This window comes from Streptococcus catagoni (assembly GCF_011421425.1).
Classification (GTDB): domain Bacteria; phylum Bacillota; class Bacilli; order Lactobacillales; family Streptococcaceae; genus Streptococcus; species Streptococcus catagoni.
The window spans coordinates 1-19,275 of record NZ_WPCW01000001.1 but is presented as its reverse complement, the minus strand read 5'-3'; the positions used below and the strand labels follow the sequence as shown (position 1 = coordinate 19,275).

Below are 19,275 nucleotides of genomic sequence, written 5' to 3'. Positions count from 1 at the left end.
TGGGCATTTCAGATTCTTTTTTCTTGTCCAAAACTTCTTGCTAAAAACTCTGCTGTTCTCTCATTCCGAATACTGACACATTTATATAAAGGACTTTTGATAAAGGTCTTATGGTAAAAGCTTTTCTGATAGTTATCTTCATCTCTAGTGGCCCAGTAAAGGGCTATATCTCCTATATAAAGAAACTCCCCATCCCCAATTTCTTGAAAGCTTATTAATTGATCAGAATGACAGCCCGGCAGCAAGAATAAAACATTTTTACGATAAAAATCCCCCTTCCACCATCTTGGTAAACTGTCATATTCTACCAAAAAATCCTCTTGTTTTATAAGCAGAAAAGGAATGGCAAAGGTATAGTGGTTTTCGATGACCTCACTGATTTCCTGATAAAGCTGAGCTAAGTCTTTGTCGCTTTCAAAATAAAGGTTGCCACTATTAATATATGAGTTGATATTTTCATAAGCTAGCTCTGATAAATAGGCTTTAAATTCAGCCATAAGCACTTTATGATGACCACCAACGTTAATGCCTCTTAAAAGTAAAAGATACTTCATTTGATAACCTCCAGCTTACTTGGTAAAAGGGCAGCTGCTAGCAAAGCTTAAAAATACAGTAGCCAGCTTAGTCTGATGCAGTCTGACCAACCCTTTTTTGAACTAAGAGAGCATACAGATCAATTTGGGCCCTCTGTCAATTTTTCACTTGGATTTCTACTAATGATTTCTGAGCAGAACTCCTACTGTACACTTATTAAGATTATAGAATTTCTCTGAGCTTATTACAATAAAAAAGGGCTTAGGACAGATGGTCCTAGCCATTTTAAAATCGAATGTGTTCTCGGGTTCTTTCATATGAAGAAACAAAACGTTCTGTAACGCCTGGTTCAACAGTTTCTAGGGCATAAGAGATTTCATCAAATGCACCCTGATAGTCAAACTCATCTTCAAAAAGATGCATGGCAATTTCAAATGCATTTTGCACACCGGCTTCAAAACTGCGGTATCTGTTAGAATACTGTAGCAGTTGCTCCGTTAGGGTTGCATTTTGGACTACTTGGTAACTGTAGTCTTCCAAGTTGGCAACTGAAGCTGAAGCAATTTCTCTTAGACGAGAAACAGCGTCAATGTTAATTTTACCCTTGCTTAATTCATCCATTAAAGCCTCTAATTGAGTACTTGTTGTGAAGAAGGTCGTTAGGTAATCCTGAGGAATACCAGGCAGGTTACGTTTTTCCATGAAGCGTTTAATCATGTGCAATTGTGAGACGAAAATCTCTGCATCCTGTCTTGCTTTTGCTTCAATACTTTCTATGCCTTTTACAGCCTCAAAAACCTCTAATTGCCCAGTCTCAATAGCACCTAAGGTCTTCAGACTCTTATCTAAGATCAATTGAAGCTCTGAAAATGGTTTTTCTAGATCTTTATAATCTTGTGCAATCTCTAAGACATTTTCTTCAATGTCTTGAAGATCCTTATCAAATGCTTTGACATTCAAGCCTTGGTTTTCATTGAGAATATACTTGTGAGACAGTCTGGTAATTTCAGCTTTTAATTTATTATTATTTTCGCGGGCATGTGCCAAAAAGTCTGGTAATATTTTGCTGTCCTTGACAACTGCTTTATGGGCAACAATTTCATGTTCAAAGAGATCATACAAACTATCAATACGTTCTTGAATCTGAGTGTTTTCATCCCGTGCACGATCTAAATCTAAGCTAACCAATTCAGATGCATTAGATCTAATAGCTTCTCGGATTTCTTGGAAACGAGCTTCAATGTTTGTTTCAGCAAAGTGATAATTTTCTTCAAGTAAGCGGCGATAGCCAGTTTCTAAGTCATCTAGTTGGTCTGGGAAATCACGCTCTAATTTTTTCACGATTGGAGGAATCTGTTCGGTGATTTGTCCTAGAGCAATGGTGTGCTCCTCAGCTCTATCTAAGACTTCAGAAGCTTCCACAGGGTCTCCTGAGGAATTTAGTGCAACAAATTGAGAAAACTCTGTTTCAATGTTCTTCATTTGTTTAACAACTTCAGCTTTGGTAGAACCAAACTGATCTTCATTTCCATTGATTGAATCTTGGAGATTTTCAAATAGATCTAAGGCATGGGTAACACGCGCACTATTTTTTTCTTCCTGTTCCCGTAAAATGGAAAGAGCTTCGCGAATAGAGTTGATGTCTTCTTCAACTAAATTAAGTTGACTTTCAACGTTGTTAATTTCATGCTTTGCGCCAATAAAATTGAAAGTATCATTAAGTTTTTCTGCTTCAAACAAATGATTTTCAATATCTGTAAATGAGTTAAGAGTCAGGTCAACCCATTTTTGATTCCATTCTCTGAATGAGGTTTGACTTTGTCCTATCAAATGAAGGGACTTCACTTCTTCTATTTCATCGTTGATAGGCAAACCAAACAATTTTTGTTTGCGATCTTCCAAGTTACCTATTAATGAATCATTTCGCTTACGAATAATGACGCCAATTAAATAGGCAATAATCACCAACAAGACTATAGCTACAATTAGCAAGATAATTCCGCTCGACATCTTAATCTCCTTATTATTTGTTACGATTTATCCCTTGCTAACTTTTATACTCAACCATATAGCAATTAATCGTCTTTTATTAAAATTTATCAAAAATACATTTATAACTATAACGTTACGATTATAACATACTTTTAATAGCTTTTCAAAGAATATTTGACTAGATATCAAGCGTACTATAAACGGCATTTTCTTCGATAAAGACACGTCTAGGCTCTACTCGATCTCCCATTAACATATCAAATATCTTATCGGCTTCTGCCGCGTCATCAACGGTTACTTTTGCCATTAATCTGTTTTCAGGATCCATGGTTGTTTCCCATAATTGATGATCATCCATTTCTCCTAATCCTTTATAACGTTGGACTGTAGGTTTAGAACGACCAACACTATACTTTTCAAGAGAAATTTTGAGCTCTTCTTCTTGATTAACACCTGGTTGAATATATTCTTTTATTTCGCTTCCCACCTTAATTCCATAAATAGGTGGTTGGGCAATATAGACATAGCCAGCTTCTAAGACCGGTCTCATAAAACGGTAAATCAGAGTTAGCAGAAGGGTCCGTATATGGGCACCATCAACATCGGCATCTGTCATGATAACCAGCTTGTGATATCTTGCTTTTGAAACATCAAAGTCTGAACCAAAGCCAGTTCCCATTGCAGTGAAGAGACTTCTAATTTCTTCATTTGCTAAAATCTTATCCATAGTGGCCTTTTCTACATTGAGGATTTTACCACGGATTGGCAAGATAGCTTGGAATTCACGATTTCTACCTGATTTTGCAGAACCTCCTGCAGAATCTCCTTCGACGATAAAGAGTTCATTTTGAACAGCATCATTTGAAGAGCAGTCTGCTAATTTTCCAGGCAGATTGGATATTTCAAGACCTGATTTTTTACGGGTAACTTCACGTGCCCGTTTAGCCGCAATTCTTGCTTTTGACGCTAAAATCCCTTTTTCAACAATCTTACGAGCTACTTGGGGATTTTCAAGAAGGAAACGTTGGAAGGCATCACTAAATAATCTATTAGTGATTTTAACAACTTCTGAATTTCCTAATTTGGTCTTCGTTTGCCCTTCAAACTGTGGGTTTGGATGTTTTACAGAAATAACTGCTGTCAAGCCTTCACGGACATCTTCACCGGTTAGGTTATCTTCATTTTCTTTTAAAATCTTATTCTTTTTGGCATAGTCATTAATAACCCGTGTCAAGGCAGTTCTAAAGCCCTGCTCATGCGTCCCCCCCTCATGGGTGTGAATGTTGTTAGCAAAGCTCATGACATTCTCATGGTAGCCAGTGGTATACTGCATAGCAACTTCAACGGTTATCCCGTCCATTTCACCATCAGTATAGATGGGTGATTCGATGATTACTTCTTTTTTAGCATTCAGATATTCCACATAGGAGCTGATTCCACCTTCATAGTGGTAGTTTTTATCCTGTTCCATACCTTGACGTTTGTCTGTAATGGAGATCTTTAAGCCACGGTTCAAGAAAGCTAATTCTTGAATCCTTGTTGCTAATTTATCAAAGTCAAATTCAACGGTTTCTTTGAAGATTTCTGGATCGGGAGTAAAATGGACCGTTGTACCCGTCAGATCTGTAGTTCCTATAACAGCTAAGTCATCGTAGACAATTCCACGTTTAAATTCTTGATAATGGATCTTACCGTTTTTATAGACCTTTACATCCAATTGTGTGGATAAGGCGTTAACAACAGATGAACCTACACCATGGAGACCACCAGAAACTTTGTAGCCGCCACCGCCAAATTTTCCTCCAGCATGCAAAACTGTAAAAACAGTTTCTACCGCTGGTCTACCTGTTTTTTCCTGAATATCTACTGGGATACCGCGCCCATCATCTATAACTGTGATTGAGTTATCTTCTTCAATAAAGACTTCAATATGACTAGCAAAGCCTGCCAATGCTTCATCAATAGAGTTATCTACTATTTCCCATACTAGGTGGTGTAAACCCTCTTTTGAAGTTGAGCCGATATACATACCTGGTCGCATACGAACAGCCTCTAGTCCTTCTAAAACTTGGATCTGGCTGGCGTCATATTCTTGTACTTTGTCTTCTAGCTGTTTATTATCTTCGTTCATTAATTTACTATCTCCACTAGTGATTTTTTTCCATCAACAAGCAAACAATCAAATCCGGCTGCTTGTCCAGCTTCTCTATCTATTTCTCTGTCCCCTATCACCAATCCATTAGTAATCTTAAACTTGTTTTTTAAATAGATAAGGCTCTCAGGGTTAGGTTTTCTGGCAAAACCATTATCTGAAGTAATGATTTCAGTAAAAAAAGGCAGAAAATTTGCTTTTGCTAAGAGGTCTAAGACCTGCCGGTTGCGGTGCGAAACTAAAAAATTCCGAGAACCATTAGCTACAATTTTTTGAAGAATCTCTTTTGTACCCTTACACCAAACTGGATCAGCTAATTTTTTTGCTTCATTAGACTTATAACGTTGCAAAAACTGTGGTTGTTTGGGGGCAAATTCATTAATGGCAATTTCTGTAGATTCTTTTAATTTTTGGTAGACAGCATCATGGCTTCCAGAAAGTTTAAATTCTTCTAAAGTTTGAATAAAGGCTTGAGTGGATGTCTCATAATTATCTAGTAAGGTTCCACCCAGATCCCAAATATAATCCTGATAATTCATAACCCTAATTATATCATATTTTACCAATTTTTTATAGTATTCTACAAAATAAAAGACTGGTATTGAGGAGAAAAATAAGGTAGTCTCCCAAAGACCAGTTTTTTAATCATAAATATAGCTTCTACGTAGTTCTAGTTCACTTTCTTTTTCTCTAGCCACAACATGTTGAAAATTCATTGATAAAATCAGTCCAACGCCCATGAGATTAGAAATCAAGGAAGAGCCACCTTGAGAAATGAAAGGAAGAGGAATACCTGTAAGGGGTAAAATGCCTATAGCAGCCCCTATATTTTCAAATATATGGAAAAGAATCATCATGATAAAACCTATAGATATGTAAGTGTAAAAGAGGTTATTTGAATCAAAAGTGACTCTTAACATGCGATAAATGAGCACCAAATACAAGACGAGTAAGAAGGCAGAACCTAAAAAACCAAAGTTTTCGGCAATGACTGTAAAGATCATATCACTTTCTCTAACGGGCACGGGAAGAGAAACATGATTAAAGCCTTTACCAAACATTCCCCCACTTCCTACTGAAATCATACTCTGTGTCTGCTGGTAAGCAATAGATTCTGAAAAGTCAAATGGTGTTAACCAGGCTGTAATACGGTTCATCTGATAGGTATCCATGCCTAATTTGTAGAGCAAAGCTTTTCCTTCCGGGAATAAAAAAATAAAGAAAAAAGAAACTACTGCAATAATAAGGCATAAAATAATGGGGAGGAGGATCCACCAAGAAATGCCAGAAACCAAGGTCACACCTGCAAGGATAGCTAGAAAAACCAGGGCTGTTCCCAAATCTTTTTGCAGAGCCAAGAAAACCATTACCGGGATCGTTAGTAAAATATATAAACCTAAGAGCTTCCAATCATCACCAAAGCTCAGTCTTTCCTTTCTTCCCTTAAACCAAACTGTTAATCTGGCCAAGACCAGAATATAGGATATTTTCATAAATTCTGAAGGTTGAAAAAGAGTAACAGAACCAATAGATACCCAGTTTTTAGCCCCTGTAGCAGCTACCAGTTGAGGGCTAAAAAAGGTAAGTGGAAGAATCATCAAGAATAATCCTAGAAGATAAAGAAAAGGGGTTAGTTTCCATAAAAAAGCTGTGCTAAAAAACATGAGAATAAAAGCAAAGAAAGAACCAAAACCAACCCACAATATTTGCTGGACCATGATCTTTGTAACATTACTTGGATAATCATGGCTGACAGCAACATAAATTGAAGCCAAACCAATTAATATTAAACAAAAAACAGGAAAAACAATCCCATAGTCAATTTTATTTTCCAGATACTTCTTTTTGAAACGCATTCTTCTTTCCTCATCCGACTTCTAACCTTTTCCTACACAGATTGTCATGTATGAAAATGAAAAAAGGCCAAAAATTGGCCGCTATAATATGACCCCTGCCGGAATCGAACCAGCAACTACTCCTTAGGAGGGAGCTGTTATATCCATTGAACTAAGGGGTCTTGATAAGGGAATAATTACCTTATCTATTGTAGCTTAGAAAATGTAGAAATGCAAGATCAAACCGTTAGTCTTTTTGACTTTTTCGATACTTTTCCATTTTCTTTTTGAAAAGTTCACCATTACTTGGCGGCGTTATAGTCACAGCATTGGCTCCTGCTTCAATCACTGCTTTAACACTTTCTTCAGTCGGCCCGCCAGTTGCCATGATGGGAAAACCGGGAAATTCTTCTCTAATTTTCTTAACTATTCTTGGTGTTTCAGTTCCACAACTAATATTTAAGATATCGACACCAGCTTCAATGCGACTTTTAATATTACTTGCTTCTGAAACCACTGTATAAATAATTGGAATATCTATAGTTTCATTTATCTGGGCAATGGTTTCAATCTCTGTAGGCCCATTGATCACAACAGCTTGAGCTCCTTCTGATTCAGAAAACAAACCCATATTGGCACAGCGAAAACCTGTGGTTAAACCACCTCCGATACCTGCAAAGACAGGAACAGAAGAAACCATCATGATGCTTTTTAAAATGGCTGGATTAGGGGTAAAGGGATAAACAGCTAAAATAGCATCGGCATTATGATTAGCAATAATGGAGACGTCTGTACTAAATAAAACAGAACGTATGCGTCGCCCATAAATATAGATACCTGAACAGTCATGAACCGCCTGCGGCACCTTTACAATCTCTTTTCGCAAGTCAGACATAACGACCGGTGCTATATTTTTCATTTCTGCCATCTCAGCTTCTCCTCAAATATATTCTTTCCCATTTTACCACAGTTAGTTGATAGATCAAACTATTGAAGCCCCCTTTAAATCACTAACCATTGATAAGGAGACTTACTATAAAATTCCAAGATTAAAACAAGGATCCCGTAGGGGATAAAAAGTGAAAAAAACTTTTATTACAAAAGATTCACGGATTTAGGCAATAAAAAAGCTCTTATCTAGAGTCTTCAAATCCTGTATTTGAATAAATCCTACAATCTTGGCAAAAAAGAAAAACACACCTGAAATCAAGTGTGTTTTAGTTGAACTCGCCCTAAATTGCTCAAAAATCTCACAATTGCTTTGAAGTCTTTTAACTTCTTCAGCATTGCTTGCATTTTTTTCGAAAATTTAGACGGGCTCTGTATCCTGAATTGAACTCGGGCTGAAATCTCGGAAAAAAGAAAAACTGCCGTGTGACTTTGTCACTTTGGCAGTTTCCTATTTTTCTGTCGATTTCTAGACGCCCTAGGTATCTTAGATTAACGACGGATTTCTTTGATACGTGCTGCTTTACCTTGTAATGCACGTAGGTAGTAAAGTTTAGCACGACGGACTTTACCGTAGCGTACGACTTCAATTTTATCAACACGTGGAGTGTGGATAGGGAAGGTACGTTCTACACCGATACCGCCAGAAATTTTACGAACTGTGTACATTTCTGAGATTCCTTGACCTTTACGTGCAATAACTACACCTTCAAAGATTTGGATACGTTCGCGAGTTCCTTCGACAACTTTTGCGTGAACGCGAACAGTGTCTCCAGCGCGGAAAGCAGGAATGTCAGAGCGAAGTTGACCTTCAGTCAAACTTTGGATTAATGGATTCATTTTATATTCTCCTATCTTACTAATCTTAGGTACTTGTCTCAGCGGATTAGCCGTTATTTTGTATGTCCATTACACACGGAATACATTCTATCAAATTTCCTACTAATTGTAAAGCTACTATTCCCTGCTTTCAGCAATTTTTTGAAAAGGATAAATAGAAGCTTTGCGGTTGAGCATATAAGAAATAGCTACGACCAAAAAGAAGGCTGAGGTCTGTGAACCACCAAACACTTCTAAGCCAATAAAGACCGGTGTTAAAAAGGTATTGGTGGCTGAGGCAAAGACCGCACAATAGCCAAGTGCTGCACATAGCAATACTGGCAGGCCAAGGATAGGTGCAAGGACACATCCCAAAGAAGCACCAATAGCAAAAAGTGGCGTCACTTCTCCTCCCTGATAGCCTGCTGCTATTGTCAGAACCGTGAAAATAAGCTTGAGTAGCCAATCATAGCTATAAACTTCTTGATGAGAAAAAACACTGGCAATAAGATTGGTTCCTAAACCACTATAACGCCCCTGATGAAGCAGCAAAATTGCTAGTGAAATAATCAGGCCAATACAGGCTATGCGCCAATAAGCATTCCTTACTTTATCAGCAAATAAGGTTTTTAAGGCACTTAGTGAGATGGCAAAAAGATTTCCTACCAAGCCAAAGACTATTCCCAATAACAAGAATTTAAGCAATAACAGAGGTGTCATAGAAAGTTGACCAGTCAAAGAAATTGAAAATTTCTCTAGACCCAAGGCCTGAGTAGTCATGGAGGACGTAAAGGCTGCCAGAACTGCTGGAACCAAGGCTATAAATACCATATGATCCAGAACAAGCACCTCTAAGGCAAATAAAACAGCAGCCATAGGGGTTTGAAATAAGCCAGCAAAACCTGCGGACATCCCTACTACTAAAAATATTTTAGAAGCATTCTCTACTCTGACAAAAGAATGGAAATAGTGGGAAATGGTGGCGCCAATTTGTACTGCAACACCCTCACGCCCAGCACTGCCTCCAAAAAGATGGGTTAACCAGGTAGTCACTATAACCAGTGGTATCAAAATCAAAGGAAGCTCTTTTTCCTCTTTTTGATCGATAAGAAAAAGCAAAGCCATCCCCTTGCTAGCCTTTTTACCATAGTGTTTATAGAGATAAACAATAATCAGACCTATGGGTGCTAAAAATGGCAACAAATAAAGCAGATGATCAGTGCGAAATGATCCTAATTCCAAGAGAACTATCCCAAAAATGAAGTCAACAGTTCCTACAACCAAGCCAATCAGTAGACTTAGAAATCCTATGATTAGATAAGTTTTAATTCCAATAACTTTTGCTTCTTTAATAGACTTAATCATCAAAGCCTTCTTCCATTTTTTGGTTCTGATAGTCTCTAGAAACTTCCAAAATAGAGGCCATTGAGCTCAAAATAGCCTTATCAAATTTCTTATTAACAATGTAAGAAGAAACTCTCCTTAGAACCTGCCTTTCTCTATTGATATCCAAAACAGGCAGTTTCTTGTTCTTTTTATAATGAGTCACTTCCTCTACTAGAAACATCCTTTTTTCTAATAATGAGACCAATTCTTTATCGACGGTATCGATTTCCTGCCGAATCTGCTGAAGATCCATCACGACTATTCTCCTCTACTTTCAATAACTCACATTTATAGTTAAATATGATGGGCAAGTATGAAAAAAATGTCAGGAATAAACCTAACATTTGTTCTTTCATTTTTTACAAGAACCAAGATATTATAAAGCATCTACGGCTTTTGAGATATGTTCTGCAAAGGCTTCTAAGTTTTCAATATCTTCATCTTCTGCTGCCAAGTCAACCTTAACTGAATCAGCACCCTTTGTAGCACCCGTAATTGCGAATTGCGCTTCAAATTCGTCTACAGATTTACAAAAATAATCGTAAAAAGTATCACCTGAACCAACAACGCCATATATTTTTCCACTTAAATCCAAGTCTTGCAAATCTTCATAAAAATCGACAATCTCATCAGGTAAGTCACCATCACCATAGGTATATGTCGCAACAATTGCTATATCAGCATCCTCAAAATCTGAAGCATCTACTGAGGTACACTCGTCAACTTCGACATCATGTCCTAATTCTTGCAATTTATTAGCAACAATATCAGCAATTTCTTCAGTATTTCCAGTCATACTGGCATAAACGATTTTTGCTAATGCCATAATTTCCTCCAAAACTAACTAAAACTGTACTTATTCTAACACATTTCCCCTAGAAAATCACTAGCATTTCATAAATATAGCGAATTTCGGCCTAGCCTTAAAGCTATCAAGAGCTTTAAGACAATTCAAACTTTTGTCAATCCAGTCTTAATTTGATATGATGAGCTTAGAAAAGAAAGGATTGAGAGAATTAGCTTATGTCTACTTATGAACTTCCCAAGATTTGGAAAAATACTGCTAAAAAAGACGATTTGAACCAGGCAAGCTCAGGTGCTCGCTTTGAGCAAGTGCTTCCTAAGGGCCAAGCCCCTTACCAGCTTTATACCTTAGAGACTCCAAATGGTATCAAACCCTTGATCATGTTTGAAGAACTAAAAGAATTAGCTCAGCAAAACCTAGACTACGATGCCTACAAGATTGACATTGGGCAGGGTCAGCAGTTTGGTAGTGACTTTGTGGCTATTAATCCAAACTCTAAGATTCCTGCCTTAGTGGATCAATCTGAAGATGAGACCCTACGTATTTTTGAATCGTCAAACATTTTACTCTATCTAGCAGAAAAATATAAGCTCTTATTAGGCCAAAATAATCAGGAAAAAACCGAGATCCTCAACTGGCTATTTTGGCAAACAGGGGCAGCTCCCTTTCTTGGAGGTGGTTTCGGACACTTCTTCCACTATGCTCCAGAAAAACTAGAATACCCCATCAATCGTTATAGCATGGAAAGTAAGCGTCAGCTGGATCTTCTTGATAAAGAATTGGCTAAAAAACCATATATAGCTGGACATGACTACAGTATTGCTGACATTGCCATTTGGTCTTGGTATGGCCGCCTAGCTGAGAATAAACTCTATGAAAACGCAGCTGAATTTTTAAATCTTTCCCAATACCAACACCTCATGGAATGGTCAAAAAAGATTAGCAACCGTCCTGCTGTAAAAAGAGCTCTGGATGTGACACTGAAAACGATCTGATACCAGTCAGTCCAGAACCTCCTAGTCAATGACTAGGAGGTTCTTTTAGTACAAGAAACTAAGGATCTACCTCTAAACTACTCTCACAAACTGCCCACAGGCCTTGATCAGATCATATCCTACTGTGATTTCTATCCTTATAGACAATAGCCTGGCCACTTGATTAAAAGTATTTTGTGATATAATTGTGGTAGACAAATAAGTTAAGGGAGAAATGTAATGTGGCACTATAAAAGCTTTGAGCAATTAACAACTGAGGAACTTTTCCAAATTTTTAAAGCCCGCCTTGATGTTTTTGTCGTTGAGCAGGAATGTCCTTACCCAGAGATAGACCAAATTGATAAAGAAGCCATCCATATTTTTAAAAGTGATCAAGGAAGACTTGTGGCCTATTGCCGCCTCATTCCTACTGATCAGATGACTAAGTTGGGACGTGTCCTTGTTCTTAAAGACTTGCGTAAAGAAGGTTTAGGCCGAGACTTAGTAAAAAATGCTATCAATTATAGTCAAAAGCAGTTCCCTGATAAAACCATTTATGCCCAAGCCTATTTACAAGATTTTTACCATACCTTTGGTTTTAAGGCAAGCTCCCAGGTCTACTTAGAAGATAATATTCCCCACATTGATATGATTAAAGATATAGAAAGCTAAAAATGAACACATATAAAGACATTTTAAAGAAAATTGAAGAATACCAAACCATTATCATTCACAGGCATAAGAATCCCGATCCAGATGCTCTAGGTAGTCAGACCGGACTAAAAGCCCTCATTAAAGAGAATTATCCAGACAAAGCAGTGTATACAACAGGCTTTAACGAACCTAGCCTTCTTTGGATCCAAGAGATGGATACCGTTTCTGATGACCTCTATAAAGGTGCCCTTGTCATTGTCACTGACACTGCCAACCGTCCCCGCATTGATGATGACCGCTATCTAAAGGGAGACTTCCTTATCAAAATAGATCATCATCCTGACGAGGACATCTACGGTGATATCTCCTTGGTGGATACCAAAGCCTCAAGTGCTAGTGAGATAGTCGCTGACCTTGCCTTGACCAACAACCTGAAAATGTCAGCACAGATAGCGCGCCTCCTATACATCGGCATTCTTGGTGATACAGGACGTTTCTTATACCAGTCCACAAGTAGCAAAACACTTAGAATTGCAAGCCAATTAAGAGAATTTGATTTTGATTTCTCTACAGTTTCTCGTCAGATGGATTCCTTTTCTTTGAAAATAGCAAAGCTACAAGCCTACGTTTTTGATCACTTAGAAATGGATGAACAGGGAGCTGCCAGAGTTCTTCTGACCCAGGACATCCTCAGATCCTATGGCGTAACAGATGCAGAAAGCTCTGCTATTGTAGCCACACCGGGGAAAATTGACCTTGTCCAAGCCTGGGCTATCTTTGTGGAACAAGCTGATGGACATTACCGTGTTAGAATGCGCAGCAAATCAAAAGCTATCAATGCTATTGCTAAAAAACATGAAGGAGGAGGACACCCTCTGGCCAGCGGTGCCAACTCTTATAGCCTAGCTGAAAATGATCAGATCTTTGAAGAAATAAAGGAAGCTTTGAAAAAAGAATAATTATTTTTTCTAAAGGGAAGAAAAGACTTGTCAAATCATCTACTTTTTGTTAAACTAGTGAGGTTAATAACTATGGGGCACAAGTGCCATGGCAGAAAGGAAATATATTTAAGATGAGAAAAGATATTCATCCAGACTATCGTCCAGTTGTTTTTCTAGATACAACTACAGGTTACCAATTCCTTAGTGGATCTACTAAAAATAGCAATGAAACTGTTGAGTTCGAAGGGGAAACTTACCCACTTATTCGTGTTGAAATTTCTTCAGATTCACACCCATTCTATACAGGACGTCAAAAATTCACACAAGCAGACGGACGTGTGGACCGCTTCAACAAAAAGTACGGTCTCAAAGACGAAAACGCTGCAAAATAAGCACGATTTTAAAGATTTACCACTTCTCTTCAAGGAAGTGGCTTTTTTATAAGTTCTTACTATATGACCATAGTAAATAGAAAAAACAAGGACCTTTAGCCTTGTTTTTTCAAATTGTAGACAAACCCAATTTACCTAGACCAATAGGCTAAGAAGCTCTGCAAGCTATCAATAGATTTCCTATTTTTGCGAGCAAAGCGAGCTTATTAAGGCTAGCTCCGCCGTGCTGAAAGTGTCTAAAATACCTTTAATATTAACATTTTAGACACTGGGAACTTGCCAGACCTTAGGCTCGAAAGTTAGGTATGGAATTCTGAAAGAAATCGTTACCGACCACAGAACCTAAGGAGAGTAGCAAAAAAATGACTTTTTCTATTATTTGGATCTGATATTATAGCTCATCATCGTCTTCATCCATGGACTGCAAGAGATCATTAACCTTATGAATGTTCTGACAAGCAAATTCTTTCAACTCAACTGCTTGCTCAAGCAACTGACTATTTAGAAAACCAATAACCATAGGCATGTTCATTCCAGCATAGAGCTCAAATTGACGACCTTCCATAATAAGACGTGATAAGACATTACAAGGTGTTCCACCCATCAAGTCTGCACAGACTATAAAGTCAGAATCAGATAAGTTTTGCACCTCTTTTAAAAACTTAGCCTTAAAATCTTCAGCAGCTTCTTCTGCTTCTAATCCAATGGAGATCAGATCATCTTGTGGCCCCATAATCATTTCAGTGCTTTTTTTCAGCTCATGACAAAAGTTTCCATGACTTACCAATATTAATTTCTTAGTCATCCTAAACTCCTAACACCTTAAAGTAGGCCATAGCTAGGGCAAAGATGATAATCATAAAGATTGCTTTAGTTGGGGTCATACCTTTACGTCCTAAGAGCCAGAAGATAAGTCCAGTAAACAAGGCTGGAACCAAACGTGGGAAAATTTGATCAAAGAGGTCTTGAATATTGATAACTTTTTGACCAATTTTTGGTGCCATTATAAACTTGAAATTAATCATTGTTGCAATGAGGGCACCAACCATGAAGACACCCATTACTGAGGCAGCATCAACTAGTGAAGATAGCTTATCACGCATGGTTGTTACAAGTTTTGTACCTTCCTTATAGGCAATTTCTAATTGTTTCCAACGGAAAATATTAATTAAGAAAGTTAAACCAACCCAGAGAAAGATACCAATAGGATTGCCATTGATTGCTAAAGAAGCTGCAATAGAACCCATAATAGCAGGAACCAATGATGCAAAAACAGAGTCACCTATTGGAGCAAAAGGCCCCATAAGTCCTGTTTTGACCCCATTAACGGCATCCTTGGCTGCTAGACCTTCATTTTCTTCAAGGGCTAGATCAATACCTGTAATAATGGTATGAAAGAAGTTTGATGTATTAAAGAACTGAGTATGTGTTTTCATCATTTCTTTAAGTTCTGGTGTCCCATCCCCGTACATTTTACGTAATTGAGGAAGAATCATATAAAGGTAACTTGACCCTTGCATTCTTTCATAATTCCAACCCAGTTGGAAAGTAAATAGACTACGTTTGTTTATTTGCTTAAAGTCAGCTTTAGTTAGCTTATAATTAGATTTCGTCATCTTCAATTTCCCCACTTTCTGTTACCACGGCCTCATGAGAAGTTTCAGGAGGAAGGACTCCCTGTCTGTTTTTATAGTGAATGGTGGCCAGAGCTGCCCCAATAACTGCAATACCAATCATAGGAAGTCCCTTAAATGGTGTTGCATCAAAATTCTTGGAAAGAGTTGCTATAGCTCCTCCTGCACTGGCTAGATTGCTATAAATAGTTGTGAGAATAGCTGTAATGGCAAAACCTAAACCTAGGTAATGCAGGTTACGTTTAACAGGAAGATAGTGAAGTAATATGGCAAAACCAAGTCCTGGAAGCATTTTACCGGCCAAGGTAAGACCATCAGCTATCCATTGTACCTCTCCAATTCCAGATACTAGGGCTTTGACAAAGCCGCCTCCTAAAGCTAGGGCAAGAAAAACAGGAAGGGCGCGTGATAGAGCCCATGGTATAGCACCTAAAAGATAGTTACGCTCGATACCAGCATAGTTAAAGTTCTCAACATGTTTGTCAATACGGTGAGCAAAGTAGGTTGTTGAAAAACGTCCTAAAATGTCAGTATAAACTAGCAAAGCTGCAACTGGAACAGCAATTGTTGAAATGGCTAACTCAGGTTTAATACCTTGCGACACTGAAAATGCCGTTGCTAAGACAGCTCCTGAAGTTGCATCAATACGTGAAGCTCCCCCAAAGGTTCCAACACCAAGTACCATCAGTTGTAAGCTTCCGCCGATCCCTAGCCCAGTCTTAATATCCCCCATGACGATTCCGGCTATTAGACCAGCAAAGACCGGCGAACCAGCTGAGGTGTTAATAGTCAACTCATCACATATTTGATAGGCTGAGTAAAGAGTGAGTAGTAAAATTTGCCACCATTGTATCATAGTGCATTCCTCCGAATTATATTCTTCTTATAAGTAAACTCACCTTACTTTATTAAGTAAAGTCATGAAATCTGCTGGACTATCACCAGGAACCATCTGTGCATAAAGTTTTACACCTTTGGCATTGATAGCATCAAAGTCTGCAATATCCTTATCAACAACATTAATAGAACGGCTCACAGAACGGGTTTCAGAACTTTGTGACATGTTACCTACATTAAGTTCTTTAATGGGAACCCCTTGTTCAATCAGTGCTAAAAAGCAATCTGGTTTTTTGGCAACAATCATAAGCCGTTGTGAATCATAGCGACCAGCTAAGATGTTGGTGGCTGCTTTTTCCTCTGTCAAGATGGATAATTTCACCCCACTAGGCGTTGCTAGTTTTAGAGCTGTTTTTTCCAAATCAGAGTTAACAATGTCATTATCAACAACCATAATGCGGCTGATATTTAACTTTGTAGTCCATAGGTTTGCTACCTGGCCGTGGATTAGACGACCGTCGATACGAGATGCAATAATTGCCATAATTTCTCTCCTTTATTCCCTAATTATGGGATTTTTTACTAATTGAATGTCTTCTTGGTATTTACCTTCTGTTTCAAAAACGGTAATACAATTACGACCTGTTTTTAGAAAGGCCTTAGGGATATAGAGAGTGAAAATGGGACCCTTTTCCCAATACCTACCAAGATTAAAATTATTGATAAAGACAACACCTTTACCAAAGCCTGTCATATCAATATAGCTATCTTCTGGATGCATGCAATCAAAGGAATAGTGATAAAAGCTTGGTTGACCTTCTTTCCAACCCTTGCTGTAATCAATACTATCAACTTGCTCTAAAGGCAAGGGGTACATTTGCCAATCACCTACGAAATGCAAGTCCAGCATAAGACCTCTTCCCAGACCCTTACTTTGGCTTGGAGCTTCTAGTTTAGGCCCATAATTAACACGACCCATATTTTCTATTAAAATATCAAGCTGATTGGTCCCTTCTTCTAGATCTATAAAGATGTCCTCACCAATTTCTTCTTGATACTGGGTGCTTACTTTCTTTTCATTGACAAAGACCTGAGCCCGATCTCTGGCATCAATAATACGGAATCTCTCTGCTTCGTCCTTACTTTTTTTAACCTCTGTCCGATATAAAAGGTAACCCACTTGTTGGTTAAGCGCTTCCATATTTTGAGGATAAAAACTTGCTTTAGGATTAGTGAGCTGGTCAAGACTAGCAAACAAGGAAACCTTTTGAGTCAGCTTTATATGGCTTGTGGCCATACTTTTCTTGACTAGAGGTTCTTTGTAATCTAAGTCTGGGTAGACCTTTTTCATCTTATCCTGAAGCAAACTGTATTTTAGGGTTGGATTTCCAGCTTCATCTAAAAGTGCACCATAATCATAAGAAGTAACCTGGGGTAAATCTTTTTGACCACGGGCAGAACAGCCATTCATAAAAGCAAAATTGCTTCCCCCGTGAAACATATAAAGATTGATACTTCCCATTTCTATGACTTCCATAATGGTTTGGGCGGTCTCTTCTGGGTCTCTTCTAACTAAGGCTTCTCCCCAACGATTAAACCAACCATCCCAAAATTCCATACACATCAAGGGCCAGTTTTTACCATTTTCTTGGAAAAAGGTCCTCATAGCTGTAAAGTTTTTCTTTGGATCTGATCCGAAATTTCCTGTTACAAGAACGTCTTCTGCTAGTAAGCTTCCAGCTTCCATAGCAGCTTTCCAAGGTCCATCAGAAGTAAAGAAAGGTTGAGTTAGGCCTCTATCACGCATGAGATTTTTGATAGCCAGTAGATAGGCCTTATCTTCACCATAGGAACCATATTCATTCTCAATTTGGAACATTAGGATATTACCCTGATGATCAAGCTGATGTTTTTTTAAAATGGGAATCAACTGATCATAATAACGACTGACATAATGAAGAAATTGGGGGTCACTAGACCTGAGTTTCAAATTTTTGGTCAGTAACCAGGCAGGTAGACCACCAAACTCCCACTCTGCACAGATAAAGGGAGAGGGTCTGACAATAGCGTAGAGTCCCAGCTCTTTTGCTAAAGTTAAAAAGCGTTCGATATCAAGATTACCTGTAAAATCGTATTGGCCCTCCTTTTTTTCATGTAAATTCCATGGGACATAGGTCTCAACTGTGTTAAAACCAAGTGCCTTTAGATTATAGAGTGAGTGATACCAAGACTCTTGTGGCAACCTAAAATAATGTATAGCTCCTGACAATATTTTAAAAGCTTTATGATCCAAATAAAAATCATCAGAGATGGTAAATTGCGTCACTTCTTTACCTCCTAAATTAAGAGTTCATTTAAAAGCTGAAAATAAAATGATAATTTTGCTATCAGCCTATCATTTTTTGAGTTTTCTAAGCTATTTCTGATATAATAAGACTGTTTACCAATAGATTGAAATGAGAAAAACATGACCAAACTAATCAAACCCAAATACCAACGGATAAGAGATGAATTGTATAATCTGATTCTCTCTAACCACTACAAAAAAGGGGACCAGTTTTTCACAGAAACAGAATTAATGTCCAAATATGGAGTTAGTTCAATAACTGTTAAAAATGCCTTAAAAGAGCTAGTTAAAGATGGATTCCTCATCAGAAAGCGAGGGAAGGGAACCTTCATCTCACGCAGTACCAAGGATAAAATTGTTCATTTTTCCTATACAAACGATACCGCCAATCACAGGGAGGAAATCAAGGTCTTATCATTGGAGAAGGGAAATGATCCCCACTATTTAAAACTCTTGAACCTGCACAAAACAGAATATTACTATATCCTTAGTCGCCAACGTTTCATTGATCAAGAGCCCTACCTCTATCAGAAATCCTATATTGCTCATGATTATATCCTTAACCCTGAGACGGACTATGATCACTACCACTCTCTTTATCATCGCTTCTTCAAGGATTTCAAAATTCAAATGGCAGAGCAGAACTTTAAGCAAGAAACAGATATCACCACTGACTACCCTAAAGAAGTCAAAGATTTTTTACAATTGAAAGATGGCGAACCTTGTGTTCGGCAAATCAAAAGTACCAAGGATAGTAAAACAAATCGTATTCTAGAATATGCAGAAGTCTATAAGAATTGGACATTTTTCAAATTCGAGTTATCGTCAAGTCATTATTAATAGCTCATAAGTTTTCAAGTGATCAGATTGAAGAAAGAGTTCTTTTCTTCAATCTCTTTTTACTTTCTCTTCCCAGGAAGTGGCCGTTTTCTCTAGAACCTTATTGAGCTCATCAATATTTCTAAAGCCTTCAGTACGCAACCACTGGCGAGCAGCCTCTTCACCTTCTGCTATGTAAACAGGGA

Annotated in this window: 20 protein-coding genes, 1 tRNA gene and 1 pseudogene; 5 read left to right on the top strand and 17 right to left on the bottom strand. The window is 38.0% G+C overall.

The window, feature by feature from the left end; all coding sequences use genetic code 11:
• Positions 1-8: 8 nt before the first annotated feature.
• The 11 genes from HBN42_RS00110 to HBN42_RS00060 form a co-directional block, all read right to left on the bottom strand.
• The gene (locus HBN42_RS00110) at positions 9-554 is read right to left on the bottom strand and encodes a DUF1697 domain-containing protein (protein ID WP_165992538.1); all 546 of its coding nucleotides are present in this window, start codon (positions 552-554) and stop codon (positions 9-11) included.
• A 265-nt stretch (positions 555-819) separates the two neighbouring features.
• Positions 820-2,544, bottom strand: coding sequence for a septation ring formation regulator EzrA (ezrA, locus tag HBN42_RS00105; RefSeq protein ID WP_165992536.1), 1,725 nt, complete (start codon positions 2,542-2,544; stop codon positions 820-822).
• A 160-nt stretch (positions 2,545-2,704) separates the two neighbouring features.
• Complete coding sequence (gene gyrB / locus HBN42_RS00100) at positions 2,705-4,657, bottom strand: DNA topoisomerase (ATP-hydrolyzing) subunit B (RefSeq protein ID WP_165992534.1); 1,953 nt, start codon at positions 4,655-4,657, stop codon at positions 2,705-2,707.
• On the bottom strand, positions 4,657-5,217 hold the full coding sequence (locus HBN42_RS00095; protein ID WP_165992532.1) for an HAD-IA family hydrolase: 561 nt from the start codon (positions 5,215-5,217) through the stop codon (positions 4,657-4,659). Before HBN42_RS00095 ends, gyrB begins: the two co-directional genes overlap by 1 nt.
• A gap of 102 nt (positions 5,218-5,319) precedes the next feature.
• Positions 5,320-6,534 carry an FtsW/RodA/SpoVE family cell cycle protein gene (locus tag HBN42_RS00090; protein WP_165992530.1) on the bottom strand — a complete coding sequence of 405 codons (1,215 nt, stop codon included), beginning with the start codon at positions 6,532-6,534 and terminating at the stop codon, positions 5,320-5,322.
• Positions 6,535-6,623: 89 nt separating this feature from the next.
• Positions 6,624-6,695, bottom strand: a tRNA-Arg gene (locus tag HBN42_RS00085).
• 65 nt (positions 6,696-6,760) lie between these two features.
• Positions 6,761-7,441 carry a beta/alpha barrel domain-containing protein gene (locus HBN42_RS00080; protein WP_165992529.1) on the bottom strand — a complete coding sequence of 227 codons (681 nt, stop codon included), beginning with the start codon at positions 7,439-7,441 and terminating at the stop codon, positions 6,761-6,763.
• Positions 7,442-7,953: 512 nt separating this feature from the next.
• Positions 7,954-8,301, bottom strand: coding sequence for a 50S ribosomal protein L19 (rplS, locus tag HBN42_RS00075; RefSeq protein ID WP_165992528.1), 348 nt, complete (start codon positions 8,299-8,301; stop codon positions 7,954-7,956).
• Between the two features lie 117 nt (positions 8,302-8,418).
• Positions 8,419-9,645 (bottom strand): chloride channel protein, encoded by a 1,227-nt coding sequence (locus tag HBN42_RS00070; protein WP_165992527.1) that lies wholly within the window; start codon positions 9,643-9,645, stop codon positions 8,419-8,421.
• A complete protein-coding gene (locus HBN42_RS00065) occupies positions 9,638-9,919 on the bottom strand; it encodes a chorismate mutase (RefSeq protein WP_165992526.1) in 282 nt (93 codons plus the stop codon). The genes HBN42_RS00070 and HBN42_RS00065 overlap by 8 nt, the downstream gene beginning before the upstream one ends.
• A gap of 123 nt (positions 9,920-10,042) precedes the next feature.
• Positions 10,043-10,492, bottom strand: coding sequence for a flavodoxin (locus tag HBN42_RS00060; RefSeq protein WP_165992525.1), 450 nt, complete (start codon positions 10,490-10,492; stop codon positions 10,043-10,045).
• A 197-nt stretch (positions 10,493-10,689) separates the two neighbouring features.
• On the opposite strand from HBN42_RS00060, the gene yghU reads away from it, so the two are divergent.
• The 4 genes from yghU to HBN42_RS00040 all read left to right on the top strand — a co-directional run bounded on the left by yghU (position 10,690) and on the right by HBN42_RS00040 (position 13,432).
• The gene (gene yghU, locus HBN42_RS00055; RefSeq protein ID WP_165992524.1) at positions 10,690-11,466 is read left to right on the top strand and encodes a glutathione-dependent disulfide-bond oxidoreductase; all 777 of its coding nucleotides are present in this window, start codon (positions 10,690-10,692) and stop codon (positions 11,464-11,466) included.
• A 219-nt stretch (positions 11,467-11,685) separates the two neighbouring features.
• Positions 11,686-12,117 carry a GNAT family N-acetyltransferase gene (locus tag HBN42_RS00050; RefSeq protein WP_165992523.1) on the top strand — a complete coding sequence of 144 codons (432 nt, stop codon included), beginning with the start codon at positions 11,686-11,688 and terminating at the stop codon, positions 12,115-12,117.
• A 2-nt stretch (positions 12,118-12,119) separates the two neighbouring features.
• Positions 12,120-13,058, top strand: coding sequence for a DHH family phosphoesterase (locus tag HBN42_RS00045; RefSeq protein ID WP_165992522.1), 939 nt, complete (start codon positions 12,120-12,122; stop codon positions 13,056-13,058).
• Positions 13,059-13,171: 113 nt separating this feature from the next.
• Positions 13,172-13,432, top strand: coding sequence for a type B 50S ribosomal protein L31 (locus tag HBN42_RS00040; protein WP_165992521.1), 261 nt, complete (start codon positions 13,172-13,174; stop codon positions 13,430-13,432).
• A 391-nt stretch (positions 13,433-13,823) separates the two neighbouring features.
• On the opposite strand, the gene HBN42_RS00035 is transcribed toward HBN42_RS00040, so the two are convergent.
• From HBN42_RS00035 to HBN42_RS00015, 5 genes are read right to left on the bottom strand one after another with little or no spacing between them, the layout of a single operon-like run.
• Entirely contained in the window at positions 13,824-14,237 is a 414-nt protein-coding gene (locus HBN42_RS00035; protein ID WP_165992520.1) for a PTS sugar transporter subunit IIA, read from the bottom strand.
• Position 14,238: 1 nt separating this feature from the next.
• Positions 14,239-15,048: a PTS system mannose/fructose/sorbose family transporter subunit IID gene (locus tag HBN42_RS00030; RefSeq protein WP_165992519.1), complete on the bottom strand. Its 810-nt coding sequence runs from the start codon at positions 15,046-15,048 to the stop codon at positions 14,239-14,241.
• Positions 15,035-15,922 (bottom strand): PTS mannose/fructose/sorbose/N-acetylgalactosamine transporter subunit IIC, encoded by an 888-nt coding sequence (locus tag HBN42_RS00025; protein ID WP_165992518.1) that lies wholly within the window; start codon positions 15,920-15,922, stop codon positions 15,035-15,037. Before HBN42_RS00025 ends, HBN42_RS00030 begins: the two co-directional genes overlap by 14 nt.
• A 39-nt stretch (positions 15,923-15,961) precedes the next feature.
• Complete coding sequence (locus tag HBN42_RS00020) at positions 15,962-16,447, bottom strand: PTS sugar transporter subunit IIB (protein ID WP_165992517.1); 486 nt, start codon at positions 16,445-16,447, stop codon at positions 15,962-15,964.
• Between the two features lie 12 nt (positions 16,448-16,459).
• The gene (locus HBN42_RS00015) at positions 16,460-18,229 is read right to left on the bottom strand and encodes a glycoside hydrolase family 35 protein (RefSeq protein ID WP_165992516.1); all 1,770 of its coding nucleotides are present in this window, start codon (positions 18,227-18,229) and stop codon (positions 16,460-16,462) included.
• A gap of 141 nt (positions 18,230-18,370) precedes the next feature.
• Between HBN42_RS00015 and HBN42_RS00010 the strand changes: the two genes are divergently transcribed.
• The gene (locus HBN42_RS00010) at positions 18,371-19,090 is read left to right on the top strand and encodes a GntR family transcriptional regulator (RefSeq protein ID WP_165992515.1); all 720 of its coding nucleotides are present in this window, start codon (positions 18,371-18,373) and stop codon (positions 19,088-19,090) included.
• A gap of 48 nt (positions 19,091-19,138) precedes the next feature.
• Here the strand turns inward: HBN42_RS00010 and HBN42_RS10010 are convergent.
• Positions 19,139-19,275 (bottom strand): annotated as a pseudogene (locus HBN42_RS10010) (tagatose-bisphosphate aldolase); the annotation flags it as partial.

What these genes read in the sequence shown, in the direction of transcription:
- HBN42_RS00110 (WP_165992538.1), bottom strand. Translation starts at nt 554, where the DNA reads ATGAAGTATCTTTTACTTTTAAGAGGCATTAACGTTGGTGGTCATCAT.
- ezrA (WP_165992536.1), bottom strand. Translation starts at nt 2,544, where the DNA reads ATGTCGAGCGGAATTATCTTGCTAATTGTAGCTATAGTCTTGTTGGTG.
- gyrB (WP_165992534.1), bottom strand. Translation starts at nt 4,657, where the DNA reads ATGAACGAAGATAATAAACAGCTAGAAGACAAAGTACAAGAATATGAC.
- HBN42_RS00095 (WP_165992532.1), bottom strand. Translation starts at nt 5,217, where the DNA reads ATGAATTATCAGGATTATATTTGGGATCTGGGTGGAACCTTACTAGAT.
- HBN42_RS00090 (WP_165992530.1), bottom strand. Translation starts at nt 6,534, where the DNA reads ATGCGTTTCAAAAAGAAGTATCTGGAAAATAAAATTGACTATGGGATT.
- HBN42_RS00080 (WP_165992529.1), bottom strand. Translation starts at nt 7,441, where the DNA reads ATGGCAGAAATGAAAAATATAGCACCGGTCGTTATGTCTGACTTGCGA.
- rplS (WP_165992528.1), bottom strand. Translation starts at nt 8,301, where the DNA reads ATGAATCCATTAATCCAAAGTTTGACTGAAGGTCAACTTCGCTCTGAC.
- HBN42_RS00070 (WP_165992527.1), bottom strand. Translation starts at nt 9,645, where the DNA reads ATGATTAAGTCTATTAAAGAAGCAAAAGTTATTGGAATTAAAACTTAT.
- HBN42_RS00065 (WP_165992526.1), bottom strand. Translation starts at nt 9,919, where the DNA reads ATGGATCTTCAGCAGATTCGGCAGGAAATCGATACCGTCGATAAAGAA.
- HBN42_RS00060 (WP_165992525.1), bottom strand. Translation starts at nt 10,492, where the DNA reads ATGGCATTAGCAAAAATCGTTTATGCCAGTATGACTGGAAATACTGAA.
- yghU (WP_165992524.1), top strand. Translation starts at nt 10,690, where the DNA reads ATGTCTACTTATGAACTTCCCAAGATTTGGAAAAATACTGCTAAAAAA.
- HBN42_RS00050 (WP_165992523.1), top strand. Translation starts at nt 11,686, where the DNA reads ATGTGGCACTATAAAAGCTTTGAGCAATTAACAACTGAGGAACTTTTC.
- HBN42_RS00045 (WP_165992522.1), top strand. Translation starts at nt 12,120, where the DNA reads ATGAACACATATAAAGACATTTTAAAGAAAATTGAAGAATACCAAACC.
- HBN42_RS00040 (WP_165992521.1), top strand. Translation starts at nt 13,172, where the DNA reads ATGAGAAAAGATATTCATCCAGACTATCGTCCAGTTGTTTTTCTAGAT.
- HBN42_RS00035 (WP_165992520.1), bottom strand. Translation starts at nt 14,237, where the DNA reads ATGACTAAGAAATTAATATTGGTAAGTCATGGAAACTTTTGTCATGAG.
- HBN42_RS00030 (WP_165992519.1), bottom strand. Translation starts at nt 15,048, where the DNA reads ATGACGAAATCTAATTATAAGCTAACTAAAGCTGACTTTAAGCAAATA.
- HBN42_RS00025 (WP_165992518.1), bottom strand. Translation starts at nt 15,922, where the DNA reads ATGATACAATGGTGGCAAATTTTACTACTCACTCTTTACTCAGCCTAT.
- HBN42_RS00020 (WP_165992517.1), bottom strand. Translation starts at nt 16,447, where the DNA reads ATGGCAATTATTGCATCTCGTATCGACGGTCGTCTAATCCACGGCCAG.
- HBN42_RS00010 (WP_165992515.1), top strand. Translation starts at nt 18,371, where the DNA reads ATGACCAAACTAATCAAACCCAAATACCAACGGATAAGAGATGAATTG.